Source organism: Streptomyces sp. NPDC000345 (assembly GCF_042898825.1).
Classification (GTDB): domain Bacteria; phylum Actinomycetota; class Actinomycetes; order Streptomycetales; family Streptomycetaceae; genus Streptomyces.
On record NZ_JBIAZE010000016.1, the window covers coordinates 147273 to 159047 of the forward strand.

An 11775-nucleotide genomic window follows, 5' to 3' on the forward strand; every position below is an offset into this window, starting at 1 on the left:
TTTGCTTGGCGCGGGCATGCCACCCGCACGGTCAGAGGCAGCCTAGATCGCTTCCCCCCGCGGTTCATCACGATCCGGTTTCGGCCACTCCGGAGTCTTGATTCACCCCCGTGTAATCGATTCCAATCCTTCCTGGCGCGTGGATGTAATCGATTCCACGCCCTTCATGAACCGAATCCACGAGGAGGTGGAACGGCGATGGCGAGCATCAAGGACGTCGCTGCCGAGGCGGGCGTCTCCGTCGCCACGGTGTCACGCGTCCTGAACGACCATCCGTCGGTCAGCGAGGACGCACGCACCCGCGTGCTGGCGGCCGTCGAGACGCTGGGCTACCGCCCGAACGCCGTCGCCCGGTCGCTGCGCACCGACCAGACCCGCACCCTCGGCCTGGTCATCAGCGACGTCATGAACCCGTACTTCACCGAGCTGGCCCGCTCCGTGGAGGAGGAGGCCCGCGCACTCGGCTACAGCGTGATCATCGGCAACGCCGACGAACGGCCCGACCTCCAGGACCACCACGTACGGACCCTGCTGGACCGCCGCATCGACGGCCTGCTCGTCTCCCCCACCGACGGCGGCTCACCGCTGATGCTCGACGCCGCGCGCGCGGGCACGCCCATGGTGTTCGTCGACCGGTGGATCCCGGGTGTCGACGTGCCGGTGGTGCGCGCCGACGGGCGGGCGGCGATCCGGGACCTCGTCGCGCATCTGCACGGGCTGGGGCACCGCAGGCTCGCCATCATCGCGGGCCCGGCCGCCACCACCACCGGCAGCGAGCGCGTCGAGGCCTTCCGGGCCGCCATGGCCGAGTACGGCCTTCCCCTGCCCGACGCCTACATCGGCCAGGGCGACTTCCAGGCCGAGAGCGGACTCCGGGTCACCGACGGCTTCCTCGGCCTGCCCGAGCCGCCCGAGGTCGTCTTCGCCGCCGACAACCTGATGGCGCTCGGCGCGCTGGACGCCGTACGCGCGCGTGGCCTGCGCGTGCCCGACGACATCGCGCTGGCCGCGTTCGACGACATCCGCTGGTTCGTCCACACCGATCCGCCGATCACCGCGATCGCCCAGCCCACGGGCGAACTGGGCCGGGCCGCCGTACGGGCCCTGGTCGACCGCATCGAGGGACGGCCCCCGCAGTCCGTCACCCTCGCCGCCCGTCTCGTCGTACGCCGGTCCTGCGGCGAGTCGCCGGCGTCCTCGCAGTCACCCGCAACGAACAGGAGCCAGACGTGAGCAACGCGGACGAGTTGCTGCGCATCGAAGGCATACGCAAGACCTTCCCCGGGGTGGTCGCGCTCGACGGCGTCGACTTCGACCTGCGCCGGGGCGAGGTGCATGTGCTGCTCGGTGAGAACGGCGCGGGCAAGAGCACCCTCATCAAGATGCTCTCCGGCGCCTACCGCCCCGACGCCGGGCGGATCCTGGCCGGCGGCGAGGAGGTGCGCATCCACGGCGCACAGGACTCCGAGCGCCTCGGGATCGCCACCATCTACCAGGAGTTCAACCTCGTCCCCGATCTGACGGTCGCCGAGAACATCTTCCTCGGGCGGCAGCCACGCCGCTTCGGGATGATCGACCGCAGGAGGATGGAGGCCGACGCGGCCGTCCTGCTGGAGCGGGTCGGGGTGAACGTGTCGCCCCGCGCGCGCGTGCGTGAACTCGGCATCGCGCGCCTGCAGATGGTCGAGATCGCCAAGGCGCTGAGCCTGGACGCGCGTGTGCTGATCATGGACGAGCCGACCGCCGTGCTGACCTCCGAGGAGGTCGACAGGCTCTTCGCCATCGTGCGCAGGCTGCGCGAGGACGGAGTGGGGATCGTCTTCATCACGCACCACCTGGAGGAGATCGCCGCCCTCGGCGACCGGGTCACGGTCATCCGTGACGGCAGGTCGGTGGGCCAGGTCCCCGCTTCCACGCCCGAGGACGAGCTCGTACGCCTCATGGTGGGCCGTTCCATCGAGCAGCAGTACCCGCGCGAGCGCGCCGCCAGGGGCGCCGCCCTGCTGTCCGTCGAGGGGCTCACCCGCGACGGCGTCTTCCACGACGTCAGCTTCGAGGTGCACGCCGGTGAGGTCGTCGGTGTCGCCGGGCTCGTCGGCGCCGGTCGTACGGAGGTCGTACGGGCCGTCTTCGGGGCGGACCCCTACGACAGGGGGGCCGTGAAGGTCTGCGGCGCGTCCGTCCCCGGGTCCGACGTCAGCGCCGCGATGACCGCGGGCATCGGCCTGGTACCCGAGGACCGCAAGGGTCAGGGGCTGGTGCTCGACCAGTCGGTCGAGGAGAACCTCGGCCTGGTGACCATGCGGGCCGCGACCCGCGGCGGACTGGTGGACCTGAAGGGCCGGCGCGAGGCGGCCGCCCGGATCGCCGGGCAGCTCGGGGTGCGGATGGCCGGACTCCACCAGCACGTGCGCACGTTGTCCGGCGGCAACCAGCAGAAGGTCGTCATCGGCAAGTGGCTGCTCGCCGACACCAAGGTGCTGATCCTCGACGAGCCCACGCGCGGCATCGACGTCGGCGCCAAGGTCGAGATCTACCAGCTCGTCAACGAGCTGACGGCCGCCGGAGCCGCCGTCCTGATGATCTCCAGCGACCTTCCCGAGGTGCTCGGCATGAGCGACCGGGTGCTGGTGATGGCACAGGGCCGGATCGCCGGTGAACTCCCGGCGGAGGAAGCCACCCAGGACGCGGTGATGGCCCTCGCCGTCAGCACTCCCACCACCCCCACCACCCCTACGACCACTGAAGTGGAGGCCGGCCGTGGCCGCTGACACGCTCAAGAGCACCACGGGCGCCGGTGGCGCCGCGGCGGTCCGCCGTCTGCTCCTCGACAACGGCGCGCTCACCGCGCTGATCGTCCTCGTCGTCGCCATGTCGGCGCTGTCGGGCGACTTCCTGACCACGGACAACCTCCTGAACGTGGGTGTCCAGGCGGCCGTGACCGCCATCCTCGCCTTCGGCGTGACCTTCGTGATCGTCTCGGCGGGCATCGACCTGTCGGTCGGTTCCGTCGCCGCGCTGTCGGCCACCGTGCTGGCGTGGAGCGCCACCCAGCACGGCGTACCGGTCGCCCTGGCCGTGGTCCTAGCCGTCGGCACCGGCATCGCCGCCGGGCTGGTGAACGGTTTCCTCATCGCCTACGGCAAGCTGCCGCCGTTCATCGCGACGCTCGCGATGCTGTCGGTGGCCCGCGGTCTGTCGCTGGTGATCTCCGAGGGCTCCCCGATCGCCTTCCCCGGTTCCGTCTCGCACCTCGGGGACACGCTCGGCGGCTGGCTGCCGGTGCCGGTGCTGGTCATGGTCGTCATGGGGCTCGTCGCGGCGTTCGTGCTCGGCCGGACGTACATCGGCCGCTCGATGTACGCCATCGGCGGCAACGAGGAAGCGGCCCGGCTGTCCGGGCTGCGGGTGAAGAAGCAGAAGCTCGCGATCTACGCCCTGTCCGGTGTGTTCGCGGCCGCCGCCGGCGTCGTGCTCGCCGCCCGGCTGTCCTCCGCGCAGCCGCAGGCCGCCGACGGCTACGAGCTGGACGCGATCGCCGCGGTCGTCATCGGCGGCGCCTCCCTCGCGGGCGGCACGGGCAAGGCCTCGGGCACCCTCGTCGGCGCGCTGATCCTGGCGGTGCTGCGCAACGGACTGAACCTGCTCAACGTCTCCGCCTTCTGGCAGCAGGTCGTCATCGGTGTCGTCATCGCGCTGGCGGTGCTCCTGGACACGGTCCGCCGCAAGGCCGGGGCGACCCCGGCGGCGGCCGGTGCCGGGCTCGGCGGGGGCAGGGGCCGGCAGGCGGCGACGTACGGTCTCGCGGCCGTGGTGACGGTGGCGATCGTCGGCGCGACCTCCTTCCTGCACGGCGGCGGCTCCCCGGCGGCCGACCCGAAGGTCGGCCTCGCCCTGTCCACCCTCAACAACCCGTTCTTCGTGCAGATCCAGGCCGGTGCCAGGGCCGAGGCGAAGAAGCTGGGCGTGGACCTGACGGTCACGGACGCGCAGAACGACGCCTCGCAGCAGGCCAACCAGCTGCAGAACTTCACCAGTTCGGGCTTCGACTCGATCATCGTCAACCCGGTCGACTCGGACGCGGCCGGCAACTCCGTCAAGGCCGCCGGCAAGGCGAAGATCCCGGTCATCGCGGTGGACCGGGGCGTCAACAAGGCCACCGTGGACGCGCTGGTCGCCTCCGACAACGTGGCCGGCGGTGAGCTGGCCGCGAAGACGGTCGCCGAGAAGCTGGGCGGCACCGGCAAGATCGTGATCCTGCAGGGTCAGGCCGGCACCTCCGCCGCCCGGGAGCGGGCGGAAGGTTTCGCCAAGGGACTCAAGGCCTACCCCGGGATCCAGGTGCTGGCCCAGCAGCCCGCCGACTTCGACCGCACCAAGGGCCTCGACGTGATGTCGAACCTGCTCCAGGCCCATCCGGACGTCCAGGGCGTCATCGCTGCCAACGACGAGATGGCGCTCGGCGCGATCAAGGCGCTGGGTGCCAAGGCCGGCAGGTCCGTCCAGGTCGTCGGCTTCGACGGTACCCCCGACGGCCTCTCGGCCGTTGAACAGGGCACGCTGTACGCGTCCGTGGCGCAGCAGCCGTCCGAGCTGGGCAGGATCGCCGTGGACAACGCGCTCAGGGCGCTGCAGGGCAAGAAGGTCGAGGAGACGGTGAAGGTGCCGGTGAAGGTGGTCACGAAGGAGAACGTGGCCGGGTTCAGCGGCTGACATCGGCGCGAGAGCGGGCGGTCACCCCGGCGGGGCCTCACTGCGGTGGGGACCCCGCCCGGTGGGGACCGCCCCGTCTCACGTCACATATCAGGGGAGTTCTCTCATGTACGACTACGACCTCCTGGTCGTAGGGTCGGCCAACGCCGACCTGGTGATCGGCGTCGAGCGCAGGCCCGCGGCCGGCGAGACGGTCCTCGGTTCCGACCTGGCCGTCCACCCCGGCGGCAAGGGCGCGAACCAGGTCGTCGCGGCCGCCCGTCTCGGCGCCCGTACGGCCCTGCTGGCCCGGGTCGGCGACGACGCGTACGGCCGGCTGCTGCTCGACTCGCAGCGGGCGGCCGGGGTCGACACGGTGGGCGTGCTGGTGGGCGGGGCGCCGACGGGGGTCGCGCTGATCACCGTGGACCCGTCGGGCGACAACAGCATCGTGGTGTCACCGGGCGCGAACGGGCGGCTGACACCGGAGGACGTACGGGCGGCCGCCTGCCTCTTCCAGACCTCCCGGGTGGTGTCGGCGCAGCTGGAGATCCCGCTGGAGACGGTCGTGGCGGTGGCGGCGAGCCTGGCGCCGGACTGCCGTTTCGTACTGAACCCCTCCCCGCCGCGCCCGCTGCCCGCCGTGCTGCTCGCGGCCTGCGACCCGCTGATCGTCAACGAGCACGAGGCCCGGGTGCTGCTGGGCGAGGCCTACGACCCGGCGTCCGGGCCCGAGGACTGGGCGCGGATCCTGCTCGCGAAGGGGCCGCGGTCGGTGGTGGTGACGCTGGGCGCGGAGGGCGCGCTGGTGGCGTCGGGGGAGGGCGTGGAACGGGTCGCGTCGGTGCGGGTGGACGCCGTCGACACGACGGGCGCGGGTGACTCCTTCACGGCGGCGCTGGCATGGAAGCTGGGCACGGGCGCGTCGCTCGCGGAGGCGGCCGCGTACGCGGCGCGGGTCGGCGCGGTGGCGGTGACCCGGCGGGGCGCCCAGGAGTCGTTCCCGACGGCGGAGGAGGTCGAGGCGCTGCACCGGGCCGGCGGGGAAAGCGCACCGGGCGGCGCGGCCGGAGTGCCCCTGCGAGGCGAGGCCCTGTGAAGAAGGCCGGGATCCTCAACCGTCATCTCTGCGGGGCGCTGGCCGAACTGGGGCACGGGGACGGGGTGCTGGTGTGCGACGCCGGCATGCCGATCCCGCACGGGCCGCGGGTGGTCGACCTCGCGTTCAGGGCGGGGGTGCCGTCGTTCGCGGAGGTGGTGGAGGGCCTGCTGGAGGAACTGGTCGTGGAGGGCGCCACGGCGGCCTCGGAGGTACGGGAAGCGAATCCCGGGGCGGCGCGGCTGCTGGCGGGCCACTTCAGCGAGCTCGTCTACGTCTCCCACGAGCGGCTGAAGGAACTGTCGGCGGGGGCACGGCTGGTGGTCCGGACGGGAGAGGCGCGCCCGTACGCGAACGTGCTGCTCCGCTGCGGCGTGTTCTTCTGACCGCTCACCCGTCGGCATACTTCGAGGGGCCCGGTCCGTCGACCAGGCCCCTCGGCTCACCCCCTCCGCCATCAGAACCCCCGTGATCCCCCCAGATCCCCCTCCAGAAGTCCTGACGCCATGTGAGACACGCGGGGGGTGGGGAGGGTTGCACGGGGTCTGAAGATTTTTCCGGGCGACGGCGGGCGGTCTCCTCCTAGGCGGAGGGTGCGGCTGCCTCGGTCTGGGGGGCGGGCGGCAGGGGGTCGGAGACGAACCACCCCCGCTGTGGAACGGCGTACACCCACCCTTCGTCGGCCAGCAGGCCAAGCCCCCGCCGCACGGTCGTCCGCGCGATCCCGAAACGCTGCACGAGCTGAGCCTCACTCGGCAGCATCCGTCCGGGCTGCCAGTCGCCGCCGAATCTGCGCGCGCAGGATCTCGGCGAGCTGCCGGTACGGGGTCAGTGGCGCTCCATGGTCGATCTCAGCATCAGGGTTCATGGAGTCGACGCTAACTCGCCGCCTTCGTAACGGCGTTGCACTCGGCGCTCGAGGAGTGCGTCGGCATCATGGCGGCGGACGGGGAGCGGTGACATAGAGGGCCCACCGACCGCCGGGCTCCGGAGGTGTCACGGCGGTCAGGGCCCCTCAGACATTTAAGTGTGACTGTATGAGTTACGGTCCACATATTCCATTGCCATGGAGAATGGGACGACAGTAGAGGGGAAAATACTGGACTCCGAACAGGAGGTTCGCCATGTCCTCTCCACCGCCGATTGACGCGCGCAAAGCACTGGATTTCCTCAGATCCAGTGGTCTGGTCGATCTCAGCATGCCCCTGGAGCGTGTCGTCGGTCAGGTCAGCCAGCTGGACGATGTCGCAGGCTACGTACTGGCCTGGGAACGCTACGTCCTGGTCGTCGCCAGCGACGTAGCCGACGTCGCAGCGCCCGCAGACGCCTGACCTGCTGAACAAGGTGACTGCCGGGAGGAACACGGTGGAAAAAGGAGAACCCGGCGTCCGGTCATCTCGAAGGCGCGCGGTGGAGGACCGGGCTGTTGCCTGGCTCGCTGCGCGCCGGGCCATGCTGGACCCACGCAACGCCCAGCCGGGAACGGTACTGTTCACCCGCAAAGCTCTGATCGAGACGGCCTTTTTGGTGGGGTTGCGTGCCCGCCTCGACGGCACACCTCTTTCCGGTGACTATGCGGACGTTCTTGAACAGGTTCAGGACGTCGCGCGGCAACCCTCTTACCGAGAAATGGTCGCGCGGGACGAAAAGGCCCTCCTGCTGTATGCGGGGACGTACGCCGCACTGCGGCTCTGCGGCCGTGAGGACCTGGAATTCCGGCACCTCATCCAGCAGGCCACGAGCGGCGGGTACGCGGCGGCATTCGAGCGGGTTCCCTATCGGCAACTGGATCTGCTGCACACCCTGTACCTGTGCGGGATCGAACGCGATCTGTCCGCCTTGGACACGGTTCTGCCGTTCAGCATTCTGTGCCGGCGTCCGAATGTCCTCAAACTGGCCGACCGTGACATCTACGCCATCACTCACACGCTGTTCTACGTCACGGACTTCGGCATGCGTGAGCCTGTATGGCCCCGCGGCTACAACCCTGGCGAGGCCGTCGAACTCCTCGAAGCACTCCTCGCCCTGGCCGAGGCACATGCGAACGCCGACTTGGTCGGGGAGCTGTTGTGCTGCCTGTACTGCCTCGGCATCACCGAATCGCAAGCGGCACACCGGGCCTGGGAGTTCCTGGAATCCGTCCAGGAGGACAACGGGCGCGTGAACGGGCCCGAGGGGATCCTCCACCCCGGACTGGACAGTGACGACGACGACTTCCGCCACTGGGCAGAGGGATACCACACCACCGTCGTCGCCGCCCTGGCCGGCCTTCTCGGGCGAAGCCCCCGACGCCTCGACAGGCCTCGCCCTGACCTGCCGCCTGCGGATGTCTCCCTGACGGTGCCCCTCAGGCGCGCTGTTCTGTGGCTGTGCGACGAAAGCATGAGGAAGGACCCACGCCTGGGGCTGGCCGGAATCACGGCCGCCGCTGTCGGGGCCGCAGCGATCCGCGAACACCACGTCGTCCGGCCTGCGCTCGAGCACTACGCAGCGAGCGTCACCGACTGGCCCCCTGCCTTCTGGCAGGAACAGGGCATGGAAGTCGCGGGAGAGTTCGCCTTGGCCCTCCGCGCGGCGGGAGTCGGCTGTCCCTCCCTGGAACACTTCCTCAAAGCCACAGCCGACGTGGTCAGCTCACTCGACAGAATCCCAGCCGATGTCTCGGACAATGTGCACCGGCTGATCAGCCTCGGCTTCCTCAGCCCGTCGGCTGCCGCCGTCCCTCGTCGGACCGTGCCGCACGAACGACACGGCTACCCGCTCCAGGCCGCTGTCTCCCTGTGCGAAGCGAGAAAGACCTACCACCTCGGCCAGATCGCAGCCACCATCCGCAGCCTTGCCCGAGACGGATGGGGTCGTCACCGCATCACCCGGGACGCCGTCTCCTTCCTCATCGCCCAGCAGCACACGACAGGGGCGTTCGGATACCCCGCCTGCGACGACCGGACGACACGCGACCAAGCCCGGTACGCCTGGAGCCGAAGCGCAGTAACAGCCCTCGCCGCCGCCGCAGATCCTCCAGCCCTGCATCGGTGAGTGCTGCCTCAGAGCGATGCCCCGGTCGCCTCCGCGCTGTGCCGTCGATCCGGCGCAGGGGCACGGTCGCGCCGCGAGCCGCTGAGGAACTGTCCCGGTCCCCGGCCCTGACCTTCACCGGCTCTGCTCGAGTCGGTGAAGGCCGTCAAGGACGGAGAACCGGGCTTCCCCCAGCAGTCCTGAGGTAGGCGCCGAGGGTCTGGAGGGCGTTCCATGCCTTCGGGTCGGTGCCGTCTCCGAGGGGATAGTGGAGGGCCGGGGACGCTGGTGAGCCGAGTGGGCGCGGCTGTGTGGCGAGGGGTGGGCTGCCCGCGCGGGGAAGGCCGATCCTTTTCACATCGCGTGATCCCAGGGTGAACGAGACCGGGATGGGCGGGCCCTCCACGTGCGGCGGCAGGGTCAGGTCGGCGCGGGCCGCGCGGACGGTGGTGAGCATCGTCGACAGGCCGTGTTCCGTGACAAGGGTGGCGGCGAGGGATTCCAGGGCGTCGAGAGGGACGTCCTGAGGTCGCTCGTAGCCGAGGGTGAGGTTGACCTCCTCGGCGACGCCGGCCGTCGTACGGGCGACGCGCTGCGTGGCGATGGCCGGGCGGTCGGGGGCGCCCACGGCGACGAGCTGGGTGGGGGCGGGGGCCCGGTCCCGGGCGAGGTCGGTCAACTGGTGCGGCGACCAGGGCAGATTGACCGGCTCGGCCGTGCCCCAGCCGACGGGCGGGGAGCCGGTGAGGTGCCGCCACGCCGCCTCCAGCGCACGGCCGAGAACAAGCCGCTCGTCGGGCACGTGCACCGTGCGGAACGCGAGGGTGAGCTGCCGGTGTTCGGTGGGAGCGGCTTCCGCGGTGAAGGCGTCGGCGAGGGTGCCGTCGATCGGCGCGAACGTACCGTCCCGCCAGCCAAGTCGCGCCCCGGACAGCCCGTCGTAGTAGCCGCCCTGCGGATCCTGCACGACCCAGCGATTGGGCGCCCCACCGAGTGCGGTGCGCAGGGGGAGGGTGAGGCATACGTGTGGGGGCGGCCAGGCCCTTCCACGCCTCGCCCGCCGCGTCCGAGCCGTCCGCGCCGAACAGGGTGCCGACGCCGTGGACCGTGGCCATGACGCCGTCGGTCCAGAAGCCGTCCCAGACCTGGCCGGCCTGGTGGGTCAGCCAGTCCCAGCCCTCGTACTCCCGCTCGGCCGGGGCACCCCACGGCGTCTCCGGCGCGTGATCGAGGTCGTCGGCGCGGTAGCCGTACATGTGGTCGCCGTGCGAGCCGTCGTCGACGGTGATCTTCGAGCCGCCGACCAGCGCTGTGATCTTGTTGTGGCAGGTCCGCTCGGCGGCCTGGAAGGCGGCGACCGTGTGGTTGACGTCCCGCCAGAGTTCGTTGTTGCGGTCGACCTTGTCCTGATCCTTGCGCCAGTCGTCGTCCCCCGACAGCGACTGCACGAACGCCGTCGCGTCCGCCTTGAGTGTCGCCAGCCTCTCCACCAGCGGCTGGACCTCGGCGCTGTAGTCCGACAGCGCCGACGCGACCTTCTCCAGGTCGTCGGCGAAGCCGTCCGCCTTCGTCTTCACCGGCAGGGTGGAGGAGAGCAGTTCGGCCGCGTCAGGTGTGCGGTAGACGGCGGAGAGGTTCTGGAACGTGGTGTGGACGTTCGCGCCGGACGCCCGGAACTGGGCCGCGTTCGCGGTCAGCAACATCACGTCCGTGTCCAGGGTGGACAGGTCGCCGAATAGTGGGCCGTGGCCTCCGCGGCGCCGTTCAGTGACTTCGACGTGCGCTCGGCGATGTACACCAGGTCATGCGTCCACTGGTCGAGGAACTCCGCCAGAGCCGCGCCCACCAGCCCGGCCGTGCTGCTGTACGGCCCGTACTGGCTGGTGATCGTCCCCGCCGCAGAGGCCGCCTCCTCCAGGTTCCCCTGCATCGCCTGGCCCGTGTCCGACAGTGACTTCGCCGCCGTGCCGGTGTTCCGCAGAACTCCGCGCACTCCGGCGACGTCTATGTCCCAGCCCGTCACCCTGCTCCCCCCATACGCAGTACGTCGAACGTATTATCGCATGAGCAGTTGCAAAGCGACGGGACGTCAGACGGCCGCCGGATGATTTTCGACATCCGGCGGCCGTCCGTGTGTTCGCCCGGTTGCCGGGTCAGAGAACGTGCTGGACGAACCTCTCCGCCGTCTCCGCCAGTACCTCGCGGCCGTCCCGGGCCCACAGCCCGTCGTTGAACAGCTCGACCTCGATGGAGCCGGTGTAGCCGGCTGCCTCCACGTACCCCAGCCACTCGCGCATGTCGATCGCGCCGTCGCCGATCTGCCCGCGGCCGTTGAGGACGCCCTCGGGCAACGGGGTGGTCCAGTCGGCCAGTTGGAAGGTGTGGATGCGGCCGGAGGCACCCGCGCGGGCGATCTGGGCGGGGGCCTGGTCGTCCCACCAGATGTGGTACGTGTCGACCGTGACGCCCACCTGGTGGGCCGGGAAGCGTTCCGCGAGGTCCAGGGCCTGGGTGAGGGTGGAGACCACGCAGCGGTCCGAGGCGTACATGGGGTGGAGGGGTTCGATGGCCAGCTTCACTCCGTGGTCCTCGGCGTAGGGGCCGAGGACCGACAGCGCGTCGGCGATGCGTTCACGGGCGCCGTGGAGGTCCTTCGAGCCGGACGGGAGGCCACCCGAGACCAGGACCAGCACCTCGGTGCCGAGGATCGCCGCCTCCTCGACCGCCCGGCGGTTGTCGTCCAGGGCCTTGGTGCGTTCGGCCGGGTCGATCGCCGTGAAGAAGCCGCCCCGGCACAGGGTCGTCACCGTCAGGCCCGCATCGCGGACCAGCTTGGCGGTCGCCTCGAGGCCGTACGTCTGTACCGGCTCTCGCCACAGGCCCACGTTCGTGACGCCCAAGTCGTCGCACGCGGCGACCAGTTCGGGCATCGACAGCTGCTTCACCGTCATCTGGTTGAGGGAGAAGCG

General features: G+C 70.6%; 13 protein-coding genes. 9 read left to right on the top strand and 4 right to left on the bottom strand.

What is annotated here, in order from left to right; all coding sequences use genetic code 11:
• The first annotated feature begins 198 nt into the window (after positions 1-198).
• From ACFY30_RS31590 to rbsD, 5 genes are all read left to right on the top strand, one after another.
• Positions 199-1233 carry a LacI family DNA-binding transcriptional regulator gene (locus ACFY30_RS31590; protein WP_390848559.1) on the top strand — a complete coding sequence of 345 codons (1035 nt, stop codon included), beginning with the start codon at positions 199-201 and terminating at the stop codon, positions 1231-1233.
• Positions 1230-2771 carry a sugar ABC transporter ATP-binding protein gene (locus ACFY30_RS31595; RefSeq protein WP_390848560.1) on the top strand — a complete coding sequence of 514 codons (1542 nt, stop codon included), beginning with the start codon at positions 1230-1232 and terminating at the stop codon, positions 2769-2771. The genes ACFY30_RS31590 and ACFY30_RS31595 overlap by 4 nt, the downstream gene beginning before the upstream one ends.
• On the top strand, positions 2761-4713 hold the full coding sequence (locus ACFY30_RS31600; RefSeq protein WP_390848561.1) for a substrate-binding domain-containing protein: 1953 nt from the start codon (positions 2761-2763) through the stop codon (positions 4711-4713). Before ACFY30_RS31595 ends, ACFY30_RS31600 begins: the two co-directional genes overlap by 11 nt.
• A gap of 106 nt (positions 4714-4819) precedes the next feature.
• Entirely contained in the window at positions 4820-5791 is a 972-nt protein-coding gene (locus ACFY30_RS31605; protein WP_390848562.1) for a ribokinase, read from the top strand.
• Entirely contained in the window at positions 5788-6177 is a 390-nt protein-coding gene (gene rbsD, locus ACFY30_RS31610; RefSeq protein ID WP_390848563.1) for a D-ribose pyranase, read from the top strand. The genes ACFY30_RS31605 and rbsD overlap by 4 nt, the downstream gene beginning before the upstream one ends.
• 196 nt (positions 6178-6373) lie before the next feature.
• Here rbsD and ACFY30_RS31615 read toward each other — a convergent pair whose 3' ends face one another.
• Positions 6374-6553: a winged helix-turn-helix domain-containing protein gene (locus ACFY30_RS31615; protein WP_390848564.1), complete on the bottom strand. Its 180-nt coding sequence runs from the start codon at positions 6551-6553 to the stop codon at positions 6374-6376.
• A 362-nt stretch (positions 6554-6915) separates the two neighbouring features.
• Between ACFY30_RS31615 and ACFY30_RS31620 the strand changes: the two genes are divergently transcribed.
• Positions 6916-7122 carry a hypothetical protein gene (locus ACFY30_RS31620; RefSeq protein ID WP_390848565.1) on the top strand — a complete coding sequence of 69 codons (207 nt, stop codon included), beginning with the start codon at positions 6916-6918 and terminating at the stop codon, positions 7120-7122.
• A gap of 79 nt (positions 7123-7201) precedes the next feature.
• Positions 7202-8827, top strand: a complete 1626-nt coding sequence (locus tag ACFY30_RS31625) for a DUF6895 family protein (protein WP_390848566.1) — start codon at positions 7202-7204, stop codon at positions 8825-8827.
• Between the two features lie 145 nt (positions 8828-8972).
• Here the strand turns inward: ACFY30_RS31625 and ACFY30_RS31630 are convergent, their stop codons facing one another.
• Positions 8973-9812, bottom strand: coding sequence for a DUF6177 family protein (locus ACFY30_RS31630; RefSeq protein ID WP_390848606.1), 840 nt, complete (start codon positions 9810-9812; stop codon positions 8973-8975).
• Between the two features lie 20 nt (positions 9813-9832).
• Between ACFY30_RS31630 and ACFY30_RS31635 the strand changes: the two genes are divergently transcribed.
• Positions 9833-10033 (top strand): hypothetical protein, encoded by a 201-nt coding sequence (locus ACFY30_RS31635; protein ID WP_390848567.1) that lies wholly within the window; start codon positions 9833-9835, stop codon positions 10031-10033.
• Positions 10030-10545 (top strand): hypothetical protein, encoded by a 516-nt coding sequence (locus tag ACFY30_RS31640; RefSeq protein ID WP_390848568.1) that lies wholly within the window; start codon positions 10030-10032, stop codon positions 10543-10545. The genes ACFY30_RS31635 and ACFY30_RS31640 overlap by 4 nt, the downstream gene beginning before the upstream one ends.
• Here the strand turns inward: ACFY30_RS31640 and ACFY30_RS31645 are convergent.
• Together ACFY30_RS31645 and ACFY30_RS31650 are read right to left on the bottom strand one after the other, a co-directional pair.
• Positions 10509-10829: a DUF6507 family protein gene (locus tag ACFY30_RS31645; RefSeq protein ID WP_390848569.1), complete on the bottom strand. Its 321-nt coding sequence runs from the start codon at positions 10827-10829 to the stop codon at positions 10509-10511. The genes ACFY30_RS31640 and ACFY30_RS31645 overlap by 37 nt on opposite strands.
• A 130-nt stretch (positions 10830-10959) precedes the next feature.
• Positions 10960-11757: a sugar phosphate isomerase/epimerase family protein gene (locus tag ACFY30_RS31650; RefSeq protein ID WP_390848607.1), complete on the bottom strand. Its 798-nt coding sequence runs from the start codon at positions 11755-11757 to the stop codon at positions 10960-10962.
• Positions 11758-11775: the final 18 nt, after the last annotated feature.

What these genes read in the sequence shown, in the direction of transcription:
- ACFY30_RS31615 (WP_390848564.1), bottom strand. Translation starts at nt 6,553, where the DNA reads ATGCTGCCGAGTGAGGCTCAGCTCGTGCAGCGTTTCGGGATCGCGCGG.
- ACFY30_RS31650 (WP_390848607.1), bottom strand. Translation starts at nt 11,757, where the DNA reads ATGACGGTGAAGCAGCTGTCGATGCCCGAACTGGTCGCCGCGTGCGAC.
- ACFY30_RS31590 (WP_390848559.1), top strand. Translation starts at nt 199, where the DNA reads ATGGCGAGCATCAAGGACGTCGCTGCCGAGGCGGGCGTCTCCGTCGCC.
- ACFY30_RS31605 (WP_390848562.1), top strand. Translation starts at nt 4,820, where the DNA reads ATGTACGACTACGACCTCCTGGTCGTAGGGTCGGCCAACGCCGACCTG.
- ACFY30_RS31620 (WP_390848565.1), top strand. Translation starts at nt 6,916, where the DNA reads ATGTCCTCTCCACCGCCGATTGACGCGCGCAAAGCACTGGATTTCCTC.